This window comes from Ancylobacter sonchi (assembly GCF_018390695.1).
Taxonomy (GTDB): Bacteria; Pseudomonadota; Alphaproteobacteria; order Rhizobiales; family Xanthobacteraceae; genus Ancylobacter; species Ancylobacter sonchi.
This window is the reverse complement of the sequence record NZ_JAHBGF010000019.1, coordinates 110,027-131,245: the sequence shown is the minus strand read 5'-3', so window position 1 is coordinate 131,245 and position 21,219 is coordinate 110,027. Positions and strand designations below refer to the sequence as shown.

Sequence of the window (21,219 nt, the reverse complement as noted above, 5' to 3'; positions counted from 1 at the left end):
GGGGAGCCTTGCTTCTGGCCGGGCGCCGGTCCCTACGCCCCCCCGGCCGGCGCTCATGGTCGGGCTTTGGCGGTCAATGCGGGTGGCGCATCTCGGCGACGTCCTTGTCGTGCCGGGCGAAGCGGTCGACCATGGAGGCGCTAGCCTCGTTGAGGCCGCGAACCGTGACCTCGGCCCCCGCGCGCCGCAGCCTCGCCACCGCCTTGTCGAGCGCGCCGATGGCGGTGATGTCCCAGAAATGCGCCCGGCTGACGTCGATCACCACGTCACGGCAGGGCCGGTCGACATCGAAGCCGCGCAGGAACACCTCCGCCGAGGCGAAGAAGATCTGCCCGGTCACGGTATAGACGGCGCGCCCCTGCGCCTCATCGACGTGGGCCGTCACCTCGACGAGGCGGGCCACCTTGCCGGCGAAGAACACCCCGGATAGCAGCACGCCGATCAGCACGCCAAGGGCGAGGTCGTGCGTCGCGACCACGGTGATCACCGTCGCCAGCATCACCGCCGAGGAGGAGCGCGGATTGGTGCGCAGATCGAGCAGCGAGCGCCAGGAGAAGGTGCCGATCGACACCATGATCATCACCGCGACCAGGGCCGCCATCGGGATGATGCGCACCAGATCGTCCAGCACGAGGATCAGGAAGAGGAGGAACGCGCCGGCGACGAAGGTCGACAGCCGGCCGCGCCCGCCGGAGGACACGTTGATCATCGACTGGCCGATCATCGCGCAGCCGCCCATGCCGCCGATCAGTGCCGAGGCGATGTTGCCGGCGCCCTGGCCGATGCATTCCTGGCTCTTGTTGCTCGTCGTATCCGTCATGTCGTCGACGATCTGCGCGGTGAGCAGCGATTCCAGCAGGCCGACCGCGGCCAGCGTCAGCGAATAGGGCAGGATGATCCGCAGCGTCTCGAGGTTCAGCGGCACGTCGGGCAGCGCGAAGACCGGCAGGCTCGACGGCAATTCGCCGAGATCGCCGACGGTGCGCAGCTCCATGCCGCTCCACCACGCGAACAGGGTGAGCGCGGCGATGGCGACGAGCGGGGACGGCACGGCCTTCGTCACCCGCGGGAACAGGTAGATGATGGCGAGCCCCGCCGCGATCATCGGATAGGTCTGCACCGGCACGCCGACCAGTTCCGGCAGCTGCGCCATGAAGATGAGGATGGCGAGCGCATTGACGAAGCCGGTGATCACCGAGCGCGACACGAAGCGCATCACCCGGCCGAGCCGCAGCAGGCCGGCAACGATCTGGATGAGCCCCATCAGGATGGTCGCGGCGAACAGATAGGGCAGTCCGTGGTCGCGCACGAGGCTGACCATCACCACGGCGGTGGCCGCAGTGGCGGCGGAGATCATGCCCGGTCGCCCGCCGACCACCGCCGAGACGCAGGCGATGGCGAAGGAGGCGAACAGGCCGATCTTGGGATCGACGCCGGCGATGGCGGAGAAGCCGATGGCCTCCGGGATCAGGGCGAGGGCGACGACGATGCCGGCGAGCACGTCGGCGCGGATGTTGGAAGTCCAGTCGCGGAAATAGCGGAAGCGGGATGTCATTGAAAATCTTCGCAAAGAGCGGGCATCCGCCGGGAACGGGCGGTAAAGGCAGCGCTACATGTGCGTTGTCCGGCGGATCGGCGGCCGGAAGAGCCACCCGGATTTTCACCGGGTCCTGATGGATGACACCGACCTAGAGCAAATCGTGCGGCGGCGCAACGGACCCGGCCGCCGCGCCATCCGGCAAGGCGGCGCGAGGAGCCGCCACCGCCCGTCGGCGGCGCGCCGTCACTCCCCCGGCTAGCCGGCCGATCTCCGCAAATGCCCGCACTCAGGAGCGGCGCGGCGGCTTGCCCTTCGGCTTGCCCTCGAAACCATCCGGGCGCTGGCGCTTCTGCGGCCGCTCGCCGGCCGCCGCGCCCTCCGTCTTCGCGCCACGCGGCTTCTCGAAAGGAGGAGCCTCGCGGCCGGGCTTGTCATAGGCCGGCTTGTCATACGGCTTCTTGCCGCGCGCGGGTTTCCCCGCCTCGGACTTGTCGCGGAAACCCTTATTGTCACGGAACTCCTTATCGCGGAACGACTTCTCGGCCGGCGGCGCGTCCTGCCACGGCTTGTCGTGGCGCGCGGAGGCGTGACCCGGCTTATCGCGCTCCGGCTTGTCGCGCTCCGACCTGTCCCGCACCGGCTTGTCGCGTTCCGGCCGGTCGCGGCCCGGCTTGTCGCGCCCCGGCTTGCCAGGCCCCGGCTTGCCACGCGAGGAACGCTCGAAACGCTCCCCCGACGGGCCGCCGGGCAACGGCTCGATGACCACGTCGGCGCCCTCGGCCTTGCGCACCGCCTTGCCGAAGCGGTCGGCGGCGGCGAGCCCCACCTCGAAGGCGGTCTCCTCGTCGAAGATGCGGATGGCGCCGATGTCCTTGCGCGTCACGTTTCCGCGCCGGCAGATCAGCGGCAGCAGCCAGCGGGGATCGGCATTGTTGCGGCGACCGATATTGAGGCGGAACCAGGCGCTGCCGCCTTCGCCCGCCGGCCCGCCGAAGTCGCGCTGGGTACCGCGATCGCGCACATTCCGCGGCTCGCCGGGGTCGGCGACTTCCTCGGGTGCCGGCAGGCCGGCGCGATAGAGCCGCACCAGCGCGGCGGCGATATGCTCGGCCGAATGCGCCGCCAGCAGCGTCTGGGCGGCGGCGACATCTTCCTCGCCGGGATCGTCGGTGAGCACCGGGTCGAGCAGCATGCGCTCATGGTCGAGCCGGCGGATCTCCTCGGCGGTCGGCGGGCCCGACCAGGCCGGGACGACGCCGATGCCGCGCATCAGGTCCTCGGTACGGCGGCGGCGGAACGGCGGCACCAGCAACGCGCTCACGCCCTTGCGGCCCGCGCGCCCGGTGCGGCCGCTGCGGTGCTGCAGGCTCTCGGCGTCGTTCGGCAGGTCGGCATGGATGACGAGGCCGAGATTGGGCAGGTCGATGCCGCGCGCCGCGACGTCGGTGGCGACGCAGACCCGTGCCCGGCCATCGCGCAGCGCCTGAAGCGCATGGTTGCGCTCGCTCTGGCTCAGTTCGCCGGACAGCGCCACGGCGGAGAACTGCCGCTCCTGCAGCATGGCGTGCAGGCGCCGCACCGCCTCGCGGGTGTTGCAGAACACGATGGCGGTCGGCGTGTCGTAGAAGCGCAGCACGTTGACCACCGCGTGGTCGGTCTCGGTCGGCGCGACGCGGATGGTGCGGTACTCGATGTCGGCATGGCCGCCCTCGGCGGTCGCCACCTCGATGCGCAGCGCGTCGCGCTGGTAGTTCTTCGCCAGGGTGGTGATGCCGCGCGGCATGGTGGCGGAGAACAGCAGGCTCTGCCGCTCCGGCGGCGTGGCGTCGAGGATGAACTCCAGATCCTCGCGGAAGCCGAGGTCGAGCATCTCGTCGGCCTCGTCGAGCACGGCGACCCGCAGGGCGGAGAGGTCGAGCCGGCCGCGCTCGAGATGGTCGCGCAGGCGTCCTGGCGTGCCGACGACGATATGGGCGCCCTGGTTCAGCAGGCGCTGCTCGGCGCGCGGATCCATGCCACCGACGCAGGAGACGACGCGCGCGCCGGTCTCCGCGTAGAGCCAGGCGAATTCGCGCTGCACCTGCAGCGCCAGCTCGCGGGTGGGTGCCACCACCAGCGCCTGCGGGGCGGAGGCGACATTGAACCGCTCCTCGGTACCCAGCAGCGTCTCGGCCATGGCGAGGCCATAGGCCACCGTCTTGCCGGAGCCGGTCTGCGCCGAGACCAGCAGGTCGCGGCCCGACGCCTCGGGCGCCAGCACGGCGAGTTGCACCGGGGTCGGGTTGTTGTAATCGCGCTCGGCCAGCGCGCGCGCGAGCGCCGGATTGGTGGTCATGAAGGGCACGGCTGGTTCCGCCTATCTGGTCGGGTCGTCAGGCGTCGAACGGAAGCCATCGGAAAACGTCGGGAATGCCCTTCTTAATTGAGCGGAGGCCGCGACGCCACGGCCATCGCGGCACGATCCCGCGCTGGCGCCGCCGCTCGCGTAAAATGACCGCCAAGCCGACCGGCCGTGGTCCGGGGAGCGGCCGGGCGACAAGGAGGCCCCGCGACGTCCCGCCGCCCGTGCCCTCACGAGCGGCACGGCCGGCGGGACCAAACACTACTGCCCCTTCGCCTTGGCCTTGGCGAGGAAGGAGCCGTCGAAGGTCTTGGAAAGGTCGATGGACGCGGGGTCGATCGAGGGATCGGTCGTGGTGATCAGGCTCAGCGCGCTCTTCATGCTGGCCTCGTCGATGTTGCCGTCGGTCGAATAGGACTGCCGCGACGCCTCGACCGCCTTCATGTAGAGGTTCTTGTCGCCCAGCCAGTATTCTTCCGGCACGTTGGCGGCGATCTGTTCCGGCGTCGCCTTCTCCAGCCACTTCAGCGTCTTGTAGAAGACGTTGGTGAGCGCCTGCACCGTGTTCGGGTTCTCCTTGATGAAGCTCTCCTTGAAGTAGAGCACGGCGGCGGGATTCTGGCCGCCGAACACCTTCTCGGTGCCCTCGGTGGTGCGGGTGTCGACCAGCACGTTGATCAGGCCGAGATCCTCCAGCTTGGAGATCACCGGATCGAGATGCGAGATGGCGTCGATCTCGCCCTTCTGCATCGCCGCTACCGCCGAGGCGCCGCCGCCGACGCCGATGAACGAGGCGTCGTCCTGCTTCAGCCCCGCCTTGGTCAACAGGTACTGCACCATGATGTGGGTGGAGGAGCCCGGCGCGGTGACGCCGATGTTCTTGCCCTTGAGGTCGGCGACGGTCTTGATCTTGTCCGCCTCGGCCTTGCGCACCGCGACGACGATGCCGGGATAGCGGCCGAGATCGATGACGGCGCGGATGTCCTGCTTCTTCGTCTGCATGCGGATGGTGTGCTCATAGGCGCCGGTGACGGCGTCCACCGAGCCGCCGATCAGCGCCTGCAGCGACTTGGCGCCGCCGCCGAAATCGTTGATCTCGACATTCAGCCCCGCGTCCTTGAAGTAGCCGAGCTTCTCCGCCAGCGTCAGCGGCAGATAGTAGAGCAGCGGCTTGCCGCCGACGCCGAGGGTGAGGTTGGGCTTCTCGATCTCGGCCGCCTGCGCCGCGCCGAGCGCGGGGAACAGCAGGCTCGCGGCCACGAGCAAAGCACCAATCCGCAGAGTACGCATCTTCATTGGGGTTTCCTCCTTTTGTCGTTGAATAGCGGTCAGGCGATGACGATCAGGCCTGCTCGCCGGCCGGCTGCGGCCGCCAGACCAGCAGCCGGTTCTCGATCCGGGTGACGCCCCAGTCGATGATCAGCACGAAGGCGGCGAGGATGAACATGCCGGCGAACACGCCGGTGACGTCGAACACGCCCTCGGCCTGATGGATGAGATAGCCGAGGCCGGCGGAGGCGCCGAGATATTCGCCCACCACCGCGCCGACCAGCGCGAAGCCGACCGAGGTGTGCAGCGAGGAGAACATCCAGGACAGCGCCGAGGGCCAGTAGACGTTGCGGAACAGCTGGTGCTCGCTCATCCCCATCATGCGGGCATTGGCGAGCACCACCGGGCTCACCTCCTTCACGCCCTGATAGACGTTGAAGAACACGATGAAGAACACCAGCGAGACGCCGAGCGCCACTTTCGACCAGATGCCGAGGCCGAGCCACAGCATGAAGATCGGCGCCAGCACCACGCGCGGCAGGGCGTTGACCATCTTCACATAGGGATCGAACACCGCCGCCAGGATCGGCTTGCGCGCAAACCAGAAGCCGATGGCGACGCCGGCGGCCGAGCCGATGACGAAGGCCAGCACCGTCTCGGTCAGCGTGATCCACAGATGCTTCCAGATGGTGCCGGAGACGAACAGCTGCACCACCCGCTTCATCACGTCGAGCGGGGTCGAGAAGAAGAACTCCGGCAGCAGATAGGTGCCGCCGACGGGAACCGTGGCGCCGAACTGCCAGAAGCCGATGGCCACGACGGCGACCAGTATTTGCAGCAGCAGGAGCCTGCCGGGATGGATCTTCACGGCGCGTCCTCCCCATAGGTCTTCACGACTTCCGCCTTCAGCTGGTTCCAGATCTGGCGGTACAGCTCGTGGAAGCGCGGATCGAGGCGGATGTCGGCGGTGTCGCGCGGGCGGGCGAGGTCGATCGGGAAATCCCCAATGATCCGCGCCTCCGGCCCGGCCGACATGATGACGACGCGGTCGGACAGCGCGATGGCCTCCTCGAGGTCGTGGGTGACGAACAGCACCGCCTTGCGGTCCTGCGCCCACAGGTTCAGGAGCAGCGTGCCCATGATCTGCCGGGTCTGGGCGTCGAGCGGACCGAACGGCTCGTCCATCAAGAGGATCTTCGGGCCGCGCACCAGCACCTGGGCGAGGCCGACGCGCTTCCTCTGGCCGCCGGACAGCTGGTGCGGGTAGCGGTCGCCGAAACGGGCGAGGCCCACCTTCTTCAGCCAGTCCTGCGCCTGCGCCAGCGCATCGGCGCGGCGGGTGCCGCCGATCTCCAGCGCGATCGCCACATTGTCGAGCGCGGTCTTCCAGGGCATCAGCGCGTCCTGCTGGAAGAGATAGCCGGCCTGGGCGTTGAGGCCGGCGAGCGGCGCACCGAAGATCGACACCCGGCCGCCGGCCGGGCGCAGCAGCCCGGCCGTGGCGTTGAGCAACGTGGACTTGCCGCAGCCGGTAGGCCCGACGATCGAGACGAACTCGCCCTCGCGTACATGCAGCGAGGTCGGCGCCACCGCCTTGAACAGCGGGCGGCCGGGTATGGCGAAGCTGATGGCGATGTCGTCCAGCGCCACCGCCGGCGGGGCGCCGACACCGGGCGCTCCCCCGGCGGGTGGCCGCAGCATGGCGGTCTGCATGTTCTGTCCTCCCATGGCTGGGGTCTTCCTTCAGATGGCGGCGCGACGCAGGCCGGCCGGCGCGGCATGCAGGTCGCCGCTGCGGCCGGCCTTGGCCACCTGGCCGGGAATGTCGTGGCCGATGAGCGCCGGCAGCTGGCGCGCCAGATCGAGCAGGCGGGCGAGGTCGACGCCGGTCGGCACGCCCATCTCCTCCAGCATGTGCACGAGGTCCTCGGTGGAGATGTTGCCGGTGGCGCCGGGGGCGAAGGGGCAGCCGCCAAGGCCGCCGAGCGAGGCGTCGAAGCGCTCCGCCCCCGCCTCCAGCGCGGCGAGCGCATTGGCGAGGCCCATGCCGCGCGTGTTGTGGAAGTGCAGCGTCAGCGGCACGGCGCCGAACCGGGCGCGGAACGCCGCGACGAGCCGGCCCACCTGGCGCGGATTGGCCATGCCGGTCGTGTCGGCCAGCGTCACCGAATGGAGGCCGAGCGCGAGATAGCCCTCGACCAGCGCCAGCACCTTTTCCTCCGGCTGCGCGCCCTCGAAGGGGCAGCCGAAGGCGGTCGCGATGGAGCCGTTCAGCTGCGCCGGGCTGCCGGCGGCGGCACTCACAATGGCGCGGAAGCCGTCCAGCGACTGCTCCGGCGTCATGCGCATATTCGCGAGGTTGTGGGTCTCGCTCACCGACATGACGAGGTTGAGCTCGTCCATCCCGGCGTCCAGCGCCGCCTCGGCGCCGCGCAGATTGGGCACCAGCGCCACATAGGTCACCGCCGGATTGCGGCGGATCGAGCGCGCCACCTCACCGGCATCGGCGAGGTTCGGCACCGCCTTGGGCGAGACGAAGGACGTCACCTCGATCTTGGCGACACCGGTGTCGGACAGCGCGTCGATCAGCGCGATCTTGTCCTCGGTAGGCAGGAAGCGCGGCTCGATCTGCAGGCCGTCGCGCGTCACCACTTCCTGGATGTGGACGCGCGCGGGAACCTCCGCCCAGCTCATGAGGCGTCCCCCGCCGCCGTCTCGTCGCGCCCTACCTTGTCGCGCGCCACCGCGCCGCCGGCGACCAGCGCCTCGATCTCGTCGGCGGAATAGCCGAGCGACGCCAGCACCGGCGCGGTGTGCTCGCCGAGCCTCGGCCCGAGCCAGGCCACCCCGCCCGGCGTCTGCGACAGCTTGGGCACGATGCCCGGCATCTTCACCTGCGTGCCATCCGGCAGCGTCGAGGGCAGGATCATGTCGCGCGACTGATATTGCGGATCGGTGACGATGTCGGCGACCGAGTAGATGCGTCCGTTCGGCACCTCGGCGGCATCAAGCGCCGCCGTCACCTCGTCGAGCGAGTGCCGGCCGGTCCATTCGGCGATGACGCCGTCGATCTCCTCCACATGCTTCACCCGCCCGTCATTGGAAGAGAGGCGCGGGTCGCTGGCGAGGTCGGCGCGGCCGATCGCCGTCATGAGCCGCTTGAAGATGCCGTCGCCATTGCCGGCGACGATGACATAGCTGCCCTCGGCGGTGGGATAGGAATTGGAGGGCGCGATGCCGGGCAGCGAGCCGCCCGAGCGGGCGCGCACGAAGTCGAACAGGTCGTATTCCGGGACCAGGCTCTCCATCATGTTGAACACGCTCTCATAGAGCGAGACGTCAACCACCTGCCCGGCGCCGCGCCCGGACTTAATGGCGAGCAGCGCCATCAGCGCGCCCATCACCGCATGCAGGGCGGCGAGCGAGTCGCCGATGGAGATGCCGGTGCGCGCCGGCGGCCGGTCCGGCTCGCCGGTGGTGAAGCGCATGCCGCCCATCGCCTCGCCCACCGCGCCGAAACCGGGGCGCTCGCGATAGGGTCCGTCCTGGCCGAAGCCGGAGATACGCACCATGACGAGGTTGGGGTTGATCGCCTTCAGCGCCTCCCAGCCGAGCCCCCAGCGCTCCAGCGTGCCGGGGCGGAAATTCTCGATCAGCACGTCGGCGTCGCGCACGAGGCGGCGCACCACCTCCTGCCCCTCGGGCAGGCGCATATTGACGGCGACCGACTTCTTGTTGCGCGACTGCAGGTACCACCAGAGCGAGGTGCCCTCATGCAGCTTGCGCCATTTGCGCAACGGGTCGCCCTCACCGGGCGCCTCGACCTTGATCACCTCGGCGCCGAATTCGGCCATCAGCCGCGCGGCGAACGGCGCGGCGATGAGATTGCCGAGCTCGACGACGCGGATTCCGGCCAGCGGGCCCTCTGCGGGGCGTTCCATGGGCGACATTCCTTCCCGAACGTTTTCCGTCTCTATGGGTCGAAAGTCGCGTGCCGTCCAATAGTCTTTGGTTGCGCACCCGGCCGAATGCAGCGAGCCGACCGATACGCGCCAAAAGGCCCCGCGCGCCGGGAAGCGCGCGAGGCCCGGTTGGCCGAAGAGGCGGGAGACGGCGTCGTACCGCTCACGGCGTGTAGGTGCGCTCCAGCGTCCAGCTGCCGGCCGGCTGGGCGTGCAACTGCCAGAAATGCTCGGCGATATTGGCGACATGCGGCGAGCCGGCGGAGACGAAGCCCGCGACCGTGACGGTGGCGACGTGGATGCCCTTGCCCGTCATCTCCTCGAACAGCCCCTGCGCCAGCGCGCGGAGCCCGGCCTTGCCGACGCTGAGCGTCAGATAGTCGGGATGCGGCGCGAGGGCGAAGCCGCCGCCGGTCAGCAGCAGCGTGCCGCGGCCGCGTGCGGCCATCGCCGGCGTCACCGCCTTCGCCGCCGCCAGCGCGCCGCCGATGCTGACCGCGAGGTCCGCATTGAAGGTCTCCGCCGGCTGGTCGGCGAGCGTCGCCTGCCGTATCGCGGCGGCGTTGTAGTGCAGGACGTCGATCGGGCCGAGGTCGCGCTCGACCCCGGCGACCAGCGCCGCGACGGCGGCGGGATCCGCCACGTCGACGCCGCGCACCTCGGCCTTGTGGCCCTTGGCCTGGAGTTCGGCGGCCAGCGCCGTCACCCTGCCGGTGTCGCGGGCGCTGAGGACGAGGTGGAAGCCCTCGCGGGCGAAGCGTTCGGCGGTGGCGAGGCCAATGCCCGGGCCGGTGCCGATACTGAGGAAGACTGCCATGATGCATGCTCCTGGACGGTTGAGTGCATCAGGGATAATCCTGGCATCGTCTCGTGTAATCCGGCCCAGGATCATTACACTCGTGCGTCAGATGCAGGAATTTCTCGATCAGGGCGGCTTCGACGATCTGCTCGCCTTCGTCGCCGTCGCCGATACCGGCAGTTTCGTGCTGGCGGCGCAGCGGTTGGGGCGCGACGCCTCCACCGTCTCCCGCCGGGTCGGCAAGCTGGAGCGGCGCCTCGGCGTCCGCCTGCTGTCGCGCACCACGCGGCGGTTGGCGTTGACCGAAATCGGCGCCGCCTACCACCGTCGCCTCCAGTCGGTCCTCGACGAATTGAACAGCGCCGGCCGCGACGCCAGCGAGCGGGCCGCGACCCCGCAGGGGCTGGTGCGCGTGTCGGTGCCCATGAGCTTCGGCCGCCTGTGGATCGCGCCGCTGATTCCCGGCTTCCTGGCGCGCCATCCGCAGATCCGCGTCGATCTGCGGACCACCGACCGCTATGTCGACCTGATCGAGGAAGGCTTCGACGTGGCGATCCGGGTCGGCACCCTGCCGGAAAGCTCGCTGATCGCCCGTCGGATCGCCACCTATCGCGACCGGCTGGTCGCCGCGCCCGGCTATCTCGCGCGGCGGGGCGTCCCGCAGCAGCCGGGCGATCTGATGGATCACGATTGCGTGGGCTTCACGGGCTATCTGTCCTGGCCGGACTGGCCGCTGGTCCGGGACGGCGAGCGGGTGACGGTGCGCCCGTCTGGTCCGCTTGTCTCCGACAGTTCCGAGGCCTTGCTGCTCGCCGCCCTCGAGGGCGTGGGCATCGGCCTGTTTCCGGACTGGCTCGCCGGCCCGCATCTCGCCGAGGGGCGGCTGGTGGAGGTCCTGCCGGGCTGGGCGGGCAAGACCGATGGCGGCGTGCACGCGGTGATGCCGCCTGGCCGGCTGGTGCCGGCCAAGGTGCGGGTGTTCGTCGACGACATCGCTCAGGCGCTGAAGGCCGGCTGGCGCTGGTGAGCGGGGGCGCGCCGGAAAGCGCAACACGCGGACGTGCGCCGCGACATCGGCCAGCAAGGTTGACCTAACGGCACGGGCGGGCCAAGCATGGGCGATGCCGGTCGCTCCCCTGCCGCCCCCGCCCTCCCCCTCCCGCCCGATCGCTGCCGGCGGTGCGGAACGGCGGGTCGGCGTGGAGGTCGAGTTCATCGGCCTCGGCGTGCGCCACGCCGCCGAGGTGCTGCAACGCCATCTGGCCGGCCAAATGGTCGAGGAGGACCCGCAGGCCTTCCACCTCGTCGGCAGCCGGCTGGGCGACCTGCGCGTCGAGCTCGACATCCGCCATGTCCACCCCCATCGCGGCGCTGTCAGCCCGCTGGCCGGCCTGCCGGCCTCTCTCTCCATCGCCCTCGGGTATGCGCTGGCGCCGGTGGTGCCACGCGAGCTGATCATCGCCCCGCTCGACCGGGCCCGCCTGCCGGAGGTCGACGCGGCCGTGGCGGCGTTGCGGGGAGCGGGCGCCCGTGGCGACGGCGCCACGCTGGTCGACGGGCTGGGGCTGCATTTCAACGTCGCGCATCCCGATGACGACCCGTCGGGCATCGTCGCCACGCTCAAGGCTTTCCTGACGCTGGAGCCGGAACTGCGCCGCGCCACCGAGGCGGGGCCACTCGCCCGCTTCTACGCGCCCCCCCCTTTCCCGACGAGTATGTGCGCCGGGTGCTCGCCGACGACTATTGGCCGGATCCCGACGGCTTCGCCCGCGACTATCTCGCCGCCAACCCGACGCGCAAGCGCTCGCTCGACCTGCTGCCGCTGCTGCTGCACCGTGCCGCCGACCAGCCGTTGCCGCGCTTCGCCGGCAAGGTGCGGCCACGCCCGGCGTTTCACTACCGCCTGCCGCTCGCCCGCGTCGGCCAGCGCGGCTGGAGCATCCTCGACGACTGGGAGCGCTGGCTCGCCGTCGAGCGGCTCGCCGGGGAGATCGTGCGGCAGCGGCCACCGGCGGCGGATCGTGCGGGATAGCGATCGGGTGTAACCTCACCGCCGCCGGCAGCGGGCCCACGACCTTGGTCGACAGGAAGCGAGGCGGACATGGACAGGCGGGACATTCTGCGCGGCTCGGCCGCCATCGCCGCGACATGGATCGGCACGGCCCTCCCGGCGGCGCCCATCCGCGCCCAGACCTCGTCCGCGCAGAGCGCATCCACGGAGGAAGCCCGCGCCATCGCCAGGGAGGCCTATATTTACGGCTTCCCGCTCGTCGACAATTACCGGATCCAGCATTCCTACTTCGTCGACAAGGGCGGTCCCGAGTTCAAGACTGGCTGGAACCGCATCTTCAACAATGCCCGGGTGTACACGCCCGACGACAAGGCGATCCAGACGCCGAATTCCGACACGCCCTATTCCTATGTCGGCGCCGATCTCCGCGCCGAGCCGCTGGTGCTGGGCGTCCCACGCGTCGAGGCGACGCGCTACTATTCGCTGCAATTCATCGACCAGTACACGTTCAACTTCGCCTATGTCGGCAGCCGGGCGACCGGCAACGAGGCCGGTCGCTTCCTGCTGGCCGGACCGGGCTGGAAGGGCGACAAGCCGGCCGGGATCACCGCCGTGATCCGCTGCGAGACCGAGTTCGCCTTCATTCTCTACCGCACCCAGCTGTTCGGCCCGGACGACATCGAGAACGTCGAGAAGATCCAGGCCGGCTATACGGTCGAGACGCTGTCTGCCTTTCTCGGCACCCCCGTCCCGGCGCCGGCCGCGCCGGTCGCGTTCCCCAAGCCCCTGTCCCCGGCCGCGCAAAAGACCTCGGCGGACGTCTTCGGCGAGCTGAACTTCATCCTCCAGTTCTGCCCGCCCCCGCCGGTCGAGACCGAGCTGATGGCCCGCTTCGCCCGGATCGGCGTTGGAGCGGGACGGCGCTTCGATCCCACGCCGGAGATCCGCCAGGCGATCGAGGCCGGCATCGCCGACGCCTGGAGCGAATTCGCCACCTACAAGACCACCCAGCTGGACACCGGAAAGAAGACCAGCGCCGACGGCTTCGGCACGCGCGTGCACCTCAATGGCGATTATCTCTCGCGCATGGCCGGCGCCGTGCTCGGCATCTACGGCAATTCGAAGCAGGAAGCGCTGTATCCGGTCTATTTCGTCGATGCCGCCGGTCAGCCGCTCGACGGCAGGCAGGCCTACAGGCTGCGCTTCGCCCCGGATGGCCTGCCGCCGGTGCACGCCTTCTGGTCGCTGACGCTCTACAGGCTTCCCGAGAGCCTGCTATTCGCCAACCGGCTCGACCGCTACCTGATCAATTCGCCGATGCTGCCCGATCTCCAGCGCGATCCGGATGGCGGGATCACGCTCGATATCCGGAGCGCATCGCCCGGAGCCGACAGGGAAAGCAACTGGTTGCCGGCGCCGGAGGGGCCGTTCTTCCTCGCCTTGCGGCTCTACTGGCCGATGGCCGCCGCCCTTGATGGCCCATGGAAGGCCCCGCCGCTGGAAAAGGCGAGCTGAAGCCCACCCCCTGCCCTAGCGGGCGGCGAGCAGCAGGTGTCCCGCCGGGGTCAGCGACAGATGCCGCCGCTGCGAGCGCTCCTGGCGCGTGTCGGCGACGACGAGGCCGAAGCGGTCCTCCAGCTCGCTCGCCGCGCGCAGCACCAGCGCATGGGCAATGCCGAACAGCTTCGCGAAGGCGCGGGTGTCGCGGGCGACGCCGTGCTCCAGCGCCACCAGCACGCCGGCATCGAGCGGCGAGAGTTCCGGCTGCTCCTCGACCAGCGCGCTCACCTCGTCCATGAACAGGTCGGGCAACGCCTCGTCTGCGGAGGGGACGCGCTCCTCGGCGCGAAGCGCGCTCATGCCGCCCTCGCACGGAAGGTCACCACCACCGACTTCGACAGCGGGGTGTCGCTGCCCTCGCCGGCCTTGGTGAACGGCACGACCGGGTTCAGCTCGGGATAGTAGCCGGCGACGCAGCCGCGCGGGATGTCATAGGCGACGAGGCGGAAATCCTCGGCGATGCGCGAACGGCCGTCCTCGTCGGAGCCGATGACGTCGATGCGCGAATTGGGCTCCACGCCCATGGCGGCGATGTCGTCGGGATGGGCGAACACCACCCGGCGCTCGCCATAGACGCCGCGATAGCGGTCGTCGAGGCCGTAGACCGTGGTGTTGTACTGGTCGTGGCTGCGGAAGGTCTGCAGCACGAAGGTGTCCTTGCGCCCGCGCACCTGCTGGTGCTCCACCTCGTGCGGCAGCGGCGCGGCGGAGAACTGCGCCCGGCCGGAGGCGGTGTTCCACTCGCGCTCGGCAGCGGCGTTGCGCAGGTGGAAGCCGCGCGGCTTGCGCACGCGGACATTGTAGTCCTCGAAGCCGGGGATCACGCGGGAGATGTGGTCGCGGATCAGGTCGTAATCATCAGCCATCGCCGCCCAGCGGACCTTGTCCGACCCGACGGTGGCGGCGGCGATGCCGGCGATGATCTGGATCTCCGAGCGCAGGGTCGGCGCCGCCGGGCGGTTGATGCCGCCCGAGCCGTGCACCATGCTCATCGAATCCTCGACGGTGACGATCTGCGGCCGCTTCTTGGAGTTGCGGTCGATCTCGGTACGCCCGAGGCAGGGCAGCAGGTAAGCGACCTTGCCCGGCGCCAGATGGCTGTGGTTCGGCTTGGTGGCGATCTGCACGGTGAGCCGGCAGTTCATCAGCGCCTGCCGCACGATGTCGGTGTCCGGCGTCGCTCGCACGAAATTGCCGCCGAGGCCGATGAAGGCCTTGGAACGCCCCTCCACCATCGCCTCGATGGCGTGCAGCACATTGTGGCCGTGCTCGCGCGGCAGCGAGAGGTCGAATTCCTTCTCCAGCGCGGCGATGAACCACTCCGGCGAGTTCTCGTTGATGCCCACCGTGCGGTCGCCCTGCACGTTGGAATGGCCGCGCACCGGGCACAGGCCGGCGCCCTCGCGGCCGATATGGCCGCGCAGCAGCAGGAGATTGGCGATCTCGCGCACCGTCGCCACCGAGTGGCGGTGCTGGGTGACGCCCATCGCCCAGGTGGCGATGACGCGCCCGGCGCCGAGATAGACATCGGCGAGGGTCTCGATCTCGTCGCGGGCGAGGCCGGACTGGTCCTCGATGAAGTCCCAGGACGTCGCCTCGACCTCGGCACGCCAGTCGTCGATGCCGGTAGTGTGATGAGCGATGAATTCGAGGTCGAGCAGGCTCTGATGGCCGCCGGCACGCCGCTCGGTATCGCGGGCGAACACCACCTTGGCGACGCCGCGGATCGCCGCCATGTCGCCGCCTAGCTTGGGCTGGAAGTAATGGCTGGCGATCGAGGTCGCGCCGCCGCGCAGCATCTCGATCTTGTCCTGCGGGTCGGCGAAGCGCTCCAGCCCGCGCTCGCGCACCGGGTTGAGCACCGCGACGCGGGCACCGCGCATGGCGGCCCGGCGCAGGTCGCCGAGCATGCGCGGATGGTTGGTGCCGGGGTTCTGGCCGATGACGATGATGGCGTCGGCGTGCTCGAAATCCTCGAGCAGCACGGTGCCCTTGCCGACGCCGACCGACTGCATCAGCCCGACGCCGCTGGCCTCGTGGCACATGTTGGAGCAGTCCGGGAAATTGTTGGTCCCGAACATCCGCACGAACAACTGGTAGAGGAACGCCGCCTCGTTCGAGGCGCGGCCGGAGGTGTAGAACTCCGCCTCGCTGGGCGAGGCGAGCGCGTTCAGCTCGGCGGCGATGCCGGCGAAGGCCTCTTCCCAGGACACCGCGCGGTAGCGATCGGTGGCGTGGTCATAGACCATCGGCTCGGTGAGGCGACCCTGGTTCTCCAGATTGAATTCGGACCAGTTCTGCAGCTCGCTCACCGTGTGGGCGGCGAAGAAGGCCGGCGTGGCGCGACGCTCCGTCGACTCCCAGGCGACCGCCTTCACCCCGTTCTCGCAGAACTCGAAGGACGAGCCGTGCTCGGGATCGCCCCAGGCGCAGCCCGGGCAGTCGAATCCGTCCGGCTGGTTGGCCTTGAGCAGGGTCTTGGCGCCGGTCAGCGCGGAGCCGCTGGCCAGCAGGTGCTTGCCGCAGCTGCGAAGGGCACCCCAACCGCCGGCCGCGTGAGACTTCTTGTGCGATGGTGACGTATGGTCAATAGACATTTTCAATCATTATACAAAATGCCAGAAACGGCGCCACGACTGGATTCCGAGATCCGTTAGCAAAGAGATAGGTGAAAACCCGATATTTTTCAACGGTTGAATCTGAAACCACTCCAGATTCGACGTGAAACAATTCCAGACAGGTGTCGCGGGCACTCTGTCGCAGCTGCGGCGAGGCGTCGCAGGAAATTGATTGATTTTTTCAATCAATCAATCCGCAAACCGAAGCCTGGCATTCCAGATACAAGCGCCAGCATTGCTGCGCCGCACCAACGCTGCGGCATCCCTTCCGTGAGGGCTCACGGACGACGGCACGCAGCGCGCGAGCCCTGCGGCGGTCGCTGCCGCAGGTGGCATGGCTCTTGCGCCGCGCCGCCGCGTGATCTAGCAAGCGCCCCCTTCCCCGTTCCGCATCTTGCTAGGAGGTGTCCATGACCGCCTGCGGCCTCGATTTCGGCACCTCGAACACCACGCTCGGCTTCGTCGGCTCCACCGGCCCCCGGCTGGCGCCGCTGGAGGGCGATGCGGACACGCTGCCCAGCGCCATCTTCTTTCCCCGCACCGGCGACACGCTGGTCGGCCGCGCCGCCATGGCGGCCTATGTCGAGGGCCAGCAGGGCCGGCTGATGCGCTCGCTGAAGTCGGTGCTCGGCACCTCGCTGATCGACGAGACCACGCCGCTCGGCCGCCAGCGGCTCGGCTTCCGCGCGGTGATCGGCGCCTTCCTGCAGGAGGTGAAGGCGCGCGGCGAGGCAGCCGCCGGCGCCCCGCTCGACAAGGTGGTGCTCGGCCGTCCGGTGCATTTCGTCGACGGCGACACGGCCGGCGACGCCCGGGCGCAGGACGCGCTCGGCGACATCGCCCGCAGCATCGGCTTTGCCGAGATCTCCTTCCAGTTCGAGCCCATCGCCGCCGGCCTCGACTATGAGCGCCAGGTCGCCGGCGAGGAGCTGGCGCTGATCGCCGACATCGGCGGCGGCACCTCGGACTTCTCCATCGTGCGCATCGCCCGCGGCCATGCCGACCGCGCCGACCGCTCCTCCGACATCCTCGCCAATGAGGGCGTGCGGATCGGCGGCACCGATTTCGACCGCCAGCTGTCGCTGTCCATGGTGATGCCGCTGCTCGGCCATGGCAGCCCGCTGAAGCGCAAGGGCCTGTCCATGCCGGTGGGGATCTATCAGGACCTCGCCACCTGGTCGGCCATCAACCGGCTCTATGACGGCCGCACCGTCCGCTCGATCCGCGAGCTGGAGCGCGAGGCGGCGCATCCCGGCCTGGTGGCGCGGCTGGCGCGGGCGGTGGAGGACGAGCGCGGCCACGGCCTCGCCCTCGACGTCGAGACGGCAAAGATCCGCGTGGCGGAAGCCGGCGAGACCGTGCTCGACCTCGCCACCATCGAGGCCGGCCTGTCGGTGGGCATCGCCCATGCAGATCTCGTGCAGCACACCGGCCTGCTCGCCGAGCGCATCGCCGCGCGGGTCGGCTCCTGCCTCGCCAACGCCGGCCTCACCGCCGACGCCATCGACGCGCTGTTCCTCACCGGCGGCTCGACCCGGCTGTCGCATGTGCGCGCGGCGATCTGCGCCTGCGTGCCGGCGGCGCGGGTGATCGAGGGCGACACCTTCGGCTCGGTCGGCACCGGCCTCGCCATCGAGGCCGGCCGTCGCTACGGCTGACGCTGCGGCGGCGCCGATTGCCGGCCCTCGCCGCCGGCCGCTATGATGCCGGTTCCCTTCCGCGAACCGGGCATGAGAGATGCAGCTGCCGATCCGCGCCATCTTCGTGTTCCGCACCGTCGCCCGCCTCGGCAGCATCTCCAAGGCGGCGGAGGAGCTCGCCGTCACTCCCTCGGCGGTGAGCCAGCAGGTGCAGGCGCTGGAAACCCAGCTCGGCCTGACGCTGATGAGCAAGGTCGGTCGCCGCGTCGTGCTCACCGAGGCCGGCGAGCGCTATTTCGCCTCCATCAATGACGAGGTGGAGCGCATCGCCGAGGCCACCAACCTGATCCGCGGCTATCGCTCGGTGACGACGCTGACCGTGCGCGCCACGCCGACCCTGTCCAACAAATGGCTGCTGCCGCGGCTCGGGGCGTTTCTCGACCGCCATCCCGACCTCGAGGTGCGCATCGACGGCACCAACGAGCCGACGACCTTCCGGCGCGAGGTGGTCGATGTCGAGATCCGCCATGGCGACGGCCGCTGGCCCGGCCTGTTCGTCGAGGGCATGGCGGAGGAGGATTTCCTGCCCGCCTGCTCGCCGGACTACGCGCCGGCGGCCAGCCTCACCGCCGCCGAGCTGCCGCGCTTCCGGCTGATCCACTCGGTGAAGTCGCAGGCGCAATGGCCGCGCTGGTTCGCGCTTGCCGGCGTGCAGCCGACGGAGCGCTGGGCGCGGGTGCTGTTCGACCGCAGCCACATGGCGATCGACGCCGCCGCCGGGGCGATGGGCATCGCGCTGGAAAGCACGCTGATGATGGAGCGGGAGCTGGAGACCGGCCGGCTGATCTGCCCGGTGGCCGAGCCGCCGCCGATCCGGCTGGTGACGCAGTGGATCGTCTGCCCGCACGAGCATCTGCGCCAGCGCAAGGTGCGGCTGTTCCTCGACTGGCTGCGCGCCGAGCGGGCCGGCTGGGAAGCCCGCCGCCGCAATGCCCGCGCCGCCAGCGAGGCGCTGGCCCGCCGCGCCGCCCGCAAGCCGGCGCCGGCCGGCTGAGCTTCAGCCCGGCACGCGCTCCGCCGCGCCGAGGCCACGCACCGCCTCGGCGACCATCGCCTCGGGGCTAAGCGTCAGCGACACCGCCACCGCGCCCTCGCCGGGCTGCGGCGGCTCCAGCGTCGCCAGCTGGCTGTCGAGCAGGGTGATGCCGGCGAAATGGCCGGGCCGGGCGCGCAGCCGCCCGGCGATCAGTTCGCGCGGGCCATGCAGATAGACGAAGCGCACGCCGGCGAGCCGCTCGCGCAGGAAGTCGCGGTAGATGGCCCGCAGCGCCGAGCAGGCGATCACCACCGGCCGGCGCGGCTCCGCCCGCGCCGCCGCGCACACCGCCTCCAGCCATGGCCAGCGCATGGCGTCGGTCAGCCCGATGCCCTGGCGCATGCGGGCGACATTCTCCGGAGGGTGCAGGACATCGGCCTCGATGAAGGCCGCGCCGAGTGCGCCGGCGAGCTGCTGGGCGACGGTGCTCTTGCCGGCGCCCGCCACGCCCATCACCACCACGAAGTCCGGTACCGCCATGGCCCTCTCCTCAATAGAGCCCGAGCAGGTGCAGCGGGCCCAGCGTCAGCACAGGGAACAGCACCAGCGCGAAGATCGCCAGCGTCAGCACTGTCATCGGCGCCAGCGAGCCCTTCACCACCTCGTCGACGCTCATGCCCGACACCTGCGCCGCCGCAAACAGGCAGACGCCAACCGGCGGGGTGACAAGGCCGAGGGTCAGCGTCATCACCGTGATGATCAGGAAGTGGATCGGGTCGATGCCGAGCGCCGTCACCGTCGGCATCAGCACCGGGATCAGGATGAACATCGCCGGGATCGCCTCCATGAAGATGCCGATGAGCAGCAGGAAGACGAAGATCACCAGCAGGCCGGAGGTCGGCCCGAGGCTCATGCCGCCGATGATAGCGGTCAGCTTGTCCGGCAGCCCCTCATAGGTGAACACCCAGGCGGCGATCTGCGAGGTGGCGGCGATGAACAGGATGGTGCCGGAGATGCGGGCGGTGGAGACCAGGATCTCCGGCACCTCGGCGAGCGGGATGGTGCGGTAGACCAGCACGCCCAGCACCAGCACATAGGTCACGGCGATCGCCGCCGCCTCGGTGGGCGTAAACACGCCGGAGGCGATGCCGATGATCAGGATCAGCGGGGTGAGCATCGGCAGGATGGCGCGCAGCCCGGTGACGACCACCATGCGGAAATTGAACGGCGAGGGCGGATTGTAGCCGTAGCGCACCGAATAGAAGTGGTTGAACACCAGGAAGGCGAAGGCGATGAACAGCCCTGGCACCAGCCCGGCCACCAGCAGCGTGCCGATCGACACATTGGCGATCGAGCCGGCGATGACGATCAGGATCGAGGGCGGGATGATCGAGGACAGCGTGGCGGTGCACAGCGTCATGCCCACCGCATAGCCCTTGGGGAAGCCGTGCCGCTCCATCGCCTTGATCTCGATGGCGCCGACCGAGGCGATGTCGGCCACCGAGGAGCCTGACACGCCGGAGAAGATCACCGAGGACAGCACGTTCACATGGCCGAGCCCGCCGGGCAGCCAGCCGACCATGGATTCGGCGAAGTCGAAGATGCGCTCGGCGACCCGCCCGCGCTCCATCACCGCGCCGACCAGGATGAACAGCGGCACCGCCACCAGCAGGAACGAGTTCATCGAGGAGAACATCGTCTGGGTGAGCAGGTCGAGCGGCATCGGCGTGAACATCAGGAGCGTGGCCACCGCGGCGAGGCCGAGGGCGATGGCGAGCGGCACGCCGAGCGCGCTGAGGCCGCAGAACAGGGCGAAGAGGATGACGCTCATCATTGGTAGTGCGCTCCCGTGACGGTGGGGCCGGCGGCGACGTGGTGGTGGCCGCCGGTCATCGAGATGTCGGCATGGACGATCTCGTCCGGCGGCAGGCCCATTTCCGGCAGCGCGATCAGCTCGCGCCGGCGCCGCAGCGAATCGACGATGGCGAGGATGGCGATGACCGAGGAGACCGGCATGACGAGGCCGATCACCCACATCGGGATCGGCAGCGTCGCCGCCTCCTCGTTCATCATGATCTGCTGCTCGACCAGGGTGATGCCGGTCCAGCCGACCAGCAGGAAGAAGCCGACCGAGAACACGACATAGATCGGCACCGCGATGTGCTTCGACAGGCGCGGCATCATGGCGAGGAACACCACGACGCGGGCGCTCTCCACGGTGCGGAAGCCGGCGGCGAGGCCGAGGAACACCATCCAGATGAACAGGAAGCGCACCGCTTCCTCGGTCCAGGGCAGCGGATGGCCGATGAGCCGGCCGATCACCTGCATCAGCACCACCACCAGGATGCCGCCGCAGGCGAGGCCCGCCGCGTAGTCGGCGACCACCTCGACCAGCCGGCCGAGCGAGAAGCCGCGGGAAGATTTGTCGGACGAGGACATGGGA

18 protein-coding genes, 1 pseudogene and 1 other annotated feature are annotated in these 21,219 nt (G+C 69.6%); of the genes and pseudogenes, 6 read left to right on the top strand and 13 right to left on the bottom strand.

Features of this window, described 5'->3' with window-relative positions; translation table 11 throughout:
• Window positions 1-73: 73 nt before the first annotated feature.
• From KHC28_RS10605 to KHC28_RS10570, 8 genes are all read right to left on the bottom strand, one after another.
• A complete protein-coding gene (locus KHC28_RS10605) occupies window positions 74-1,555 on the bottom strand; it encodes a SulP family inorganic anion transporter (protein WP_214008316.1) in 1,482 nt (493 codons plus the stop codon).
• A 63-nt stretch (window positions 1,556-1,618) separates the two neighbouring features.
• Window positions 1,619-1,674 (bottom strand) — a sequence feature (sul1 is cis-regulatory element that is thought to sense ions involved in sulfur or methionine metabolism; They are found in Alphaproteobacteria).
• Window positions 1,675-1,826: 152 nt separating this feature from the next.
• Window positions 1,827-3,884 (bottom strand): DEAD/DEAH box helicase, encoded by a 2,058-nt coding sequence (locus KHC28_RS10600; RefSeq protein WP_214008315.1) that lies wholly within the window; start codon window positions 3,882-3,884, stop codon window positions 1,827-1,829.
• 258 nt (window positions 3,885-4,142) lie between these two features.
• The gene (locus KHC28_RS10595) at window positions 4,143-5,177 is read right to left on the bottom strand and encodes an ABC transporter substrate-binding protein (RefSeq protein WP_214008314.1); all 1,035 of its coding nucleotides are present in this window, start codon (window positions 5,175-5,177) and stop codon (window positions 4,143-4,145) included.
• 46 nt (window positions 5,178-5,223) lie between these two features.
• Window positions 5,224-6,018 (bottom strand): ABC transporter permease, encoded by a 795-nt coding sequence (locus KHC28_RS10590; RefSeq protein WP_376772663.1) that lies wholly within the window; start codon window positions 6,016-6,018, stop codon window positions 5,224-5,226.
• Complete coding sequence (locus KHC28_RS10585; RefSeq protein WP_376772664.1) at window positions 6,015-6,863, bottom strand: ABC transporter ATP-binding protein; 849 nt, start codon at window positions 6,861-6,863, stop codon at window positions 6,015-6,017. Before KHC28_RS10585 ends, KHC28_RS10590 begins: the two co-directional genes overlap by 4 nt.
• Before the next feature lie 30 nt (window positions 6,864-6,893).
• Window positions 6,894-7,844 carry a hydroxymethylglutaryl-CoA lyase gene (locus KHC28_RS10580; protein WP_214008313.1) on the bottom strand — a complete coding sequence of 317 codons (951 nt, stop codon included), beginning with the start codon at window positions 7,842-7,844 and terminating at the stop codon, window positions 6,894-6,896.
• Window positions 7,841-9,091 carry a CaiB/BaiF CoA transferase family protein gene (locus KHC28_RS10575; protein ID WP_214008312.1) on the bottom strand — a complete coding sequence of 417 codons (1,251 nt, stop codon included), beginning with the start codon at window positions 9,089-9,091 and terminating at the stop codon, window positions 7,841-7,843. Before KHC28_RS10575 ends, KHC28_RS10580 begins: the two co-directional genes overlap by 4 nt.
• Before the next feature lie 184 nt (window positions 9,092-9,275).
• Complete coding sequence (locus KHC28_RS10570; protein ID WP_214008311.1) at window positions 9,276-9,929, bottom strand: SDR family NAD(P)-dependent oxidoreductase; 654 nt, start codon at window positions 9,927-9,929, stop codon at window positions 9,276-9,278.
• A 91-nt stretch (window positions 9,930-10,020) separates the two neighbouring features.
• Here KHC28_RS10570 and KHC28_RS10565 point away from each other — a divergent pair, with 91 nt between their 5' ends.
• From KHC28_RS10565 to KHC28_RS10550, 4 genes and pseudogenes are all read left to right on the top strand, one after another.
• Window positions 10,021-10,938, top strand: a complete 918-nt coding sequence (locus KHC28_RS10565; RefSeq protein WP_246564682.1) for a LysR family transcriptional regulator — start codon at window positions 10,021-10,023, stop codon at window positions 10,936-10,938.
• A gap of 94 nt (window positions 10,939-11,032) precedes the next feature.
• A pseudogene (locus tag KHC28_RS27970) lies at window positions 11,033-11,515 on the top strand (amidoligase family protein); the annotation flags it as partial.
• 113 nt (window positions 11,516-11,628) lie between these two features.
• A complete protein-coding gene (locus KHC28_RS27730) occupies window positions 11,629-11,943 on the top strand; it encodes an amidoligase family protein (RefSeq protein ID WP_214008309.1) in 315 nt (104 codons plus the stop codon).
• A 69-nt stretch (window positions 11,944-12,012) separates the two neighbouring features.
• Window positions 12,013-13,437 (top strand): DUF1254 domain-containing protein, encoded by a 1,425-nt coding sequence (locus tag KHC28_RS10550; protein WP_214008308.1) that lies wholly within the window; start codon window positions 12,013-12,015, stop codon window positions 13,435-13,437.
• A gap of 15 nt (window positions 13,438-13,452) precedes the next feature.
• Here KHC28_RS10550 and KHC28_RS10545 read toward each other — a convergent pair whose 3' ends face one another.
• On the bottom strand, window positions 13,453-13,782 hold the full coding sequence (locus KHC28_RS10545) for a hypothetical protein (protein ID WP_246564673.1): 330 nt from the start codon (window positions 13,780-13,782) through the stop codon (window positions 13,453-13,455).
• On the bottom strand, window positions 13,779-16,079 hold the full coding sequence (locus tag KHC28_RS10540; RefSeq protein ID WP_214008307.1) for an FdhF/YdeP family oxidoreductase: 2,301 nt from the start codon (window positions 16,077-16,079) through the stop codon (window positions 13,779-13,781). Before KHC28_RS10540 ends, KHC28_RS10545 begins: the two co-directional genes overlap by 4 nt.
• 431 nt (window positions 16,080-16,510) lie before the next feature.
• Here KHC28_RS10540 and KHC28_RS10535 point away from each other — a divergent pair, with 431 nt between their 5' ends.
• Both KHC28_RS10535 and KHC28_RS10530 read left to right on the top strand, forming a co-directional pair.
• A complete protein-coding gene (locus KHC28_RS10535; RefSeq protein ID WP_214008306.1) occupies window positions 16,511-17,758 on the top strand; it encodes an Hsp70 family protein in 1,248 nt (415 codons plus the stop codon).
• Between the two features lie 79 nt (window positions 17,759-17,837).
• Window positions 17,838-18,794, top strand: a complete 957-nt coding sequence (locus KHC28_RS10530; RefSeq protein ID WP_214008305.1) for a LysR substrate-binding domain-containing protein — start codon at window positions 17,838-17,840, stop codon at window positions 18,792-18,794.
• A gap of 3 nt (window positions 18,795-18,797) precedes the next feature.
• Here the strand turns inward: KHC28_RS10530 and KHC28_RS10525 are convergent, their stop codons facing one another.
• The 3 genes from KHC28_RS10525 to KHC28_RS10515 are packed head-to-tail and all read right to left on the bottom strand — an operon-like array spanning window position 18,798 to window position 21,215.
• Window positions 18,798-19,316 (bottom strand): gluconokinase, encoded by a 519-nt coding sequence (locus KHC28_RS10525; protein ID WP_246564672.1) that lies wholly within the window; start codon window positions 19,314-19,316, stop codon window positions 18,798-18,800.
• A 10-nt stretch (window positions 19,317-19,326) separates the two neighbouring features.
• Window positions 19,327-20,610: a TRAP transporter large permease gene (locus tag KHC28_RS10520; protein WP_246564670.1), complete on the bottom strand. Its 1,284-nt coding sequence runs from the start codon at window positions 20,608-20,610 to the stop codon at window positions 19,327-19,329.
• Window positions 20,607-21,215: a TRAP transporter small permease gene (locus KHC28_RS10515; RefSeq protein WP_214008304.1), complete on the bottom strand. Its 609-nt coding sequence runs from the start codon at window positions 21,213-21,215 to the stop codon at window positions 20,607-20,609. The genes KHC28_RS10520 and KHC28_RS10515 overlap by 4 nt, the downstream gene beginning before the upstream one ends.
• Between the last annotated feature and the right edge of the window lie 4 nt (window positions 21,216-21,219).

Excerpts from the sequence above, each read along its gene's own strand:
- KHC28_RS10605 (WP_214008316.1), bottom strand. The coding sequence starts at position 1,555 with ATGACATCCCGCTTCCGCTATTTCCGCGACTGGACTTCCAACATCCGC.
- KHC28_RS10595 (WP_214008314.1), bottom strand. The coding sequence starts at position 5,177 with ATGAAGATGCGTACTCTGCGGATTGGTGCTTTGCTCGTGGCCGCGAGC.
- KHC28_RS10585 (WP_376772664.1), bottom strand. The coding sequence starts at position 6,863 with ATGCAGACCGCCATGCTGCGGCCACCCGCCGGGGGAGCGCCCGGTGTC.
- KHC28_RS10580 (WP_214008313.1), bottom strand. The coding sequence starts at position 7,844 with ATGAGCTGGGCGGAGGTTCCCGCGCGCGTCCACATCCAGGAAGTGGTG.
- KHC28_RS10575 (WP_214008312.1), bottom strand. The coding sequence starts at position 9,091 with ATGGAACGCCCCGCAGAGGGCCCGCTGGCCGGAATCCGCGTCGTCGAG.
- KHC28_RS10570 (WP_214008311.1), bottom strand. The coding sequence starts at position 9,929 with ATGGCAGTCTTCCTCAGTATCGGCACCGGCCCGGGCATTGGCCTCGCC.
- KHC28_RS10565 (WP_246564682.1), top strand. The coding sequence starts at position 10,021 with ATGCAGGAATTTCTCGATCAGGGCGGCTTCGACGATCTGCTCGCCTTC.
- KHC28_RS10550 (WP_214008308.1), top strand. The coding sequence starts at position 12,013 with ATGGACAGGCGGGACATTCTGCGCGGCTCGGCCGCCATCGCCGCGACA.
- KHC28_RS10545 (WP_246564673.1), bottom strand. The coding sequence starts at position 13,782 with ATGAGCGCGCTTCGCGCCGAGGAGCGCGTCCCCTCCGCAGACGAGGCG.
- KHC28_RS10540 (WP_214008307.1), bottom strand. The coding sequence starts at position 16,079 with ATGTCTATTGACCATACGTCACCATCGCACAAGAAGTCTCACGCGGCC.
- KHC28_RS10535 (WP_214008306.1), top strand. The coding sequence starts at position 16,511 with ATGACCGCCTGCGGCCTCGATTTCGGCACCTCGAACACCACGCTCGGC.
- KHC28_RS10530 (WP_214008305.1), top strand. The coding sequence starts at position 17,838 with ATGCAGCTGCCGATCCGCGCCATCTTCGTGTTCCGCACCGTCGCCCGC.
- KHC28_RS10525 (WP_246564672.1), bottom strand. The coding sequence starts at position 19,316 with ATGGCGGTACCGGACTTCGTGGTGGTGATGGGCGTGGCGGGCGCCGGC.
- KHC28_RS10520 (WP_246564670.1), bottom strand. The coding sequence starts at position 20,610 with ATGATGAGCGTCATCCTCTTCGCCCTGTTCTGCGGCCTCAGCGCGCTC.
- KHC28_RS10515 (WP_214008304.1), bottom strand. The coding sequence starts at position 21,215 with ATGTCCTCGTCCGACAAATCTTCCCGCGGCTTCTCGCTCGGCCGGCTG.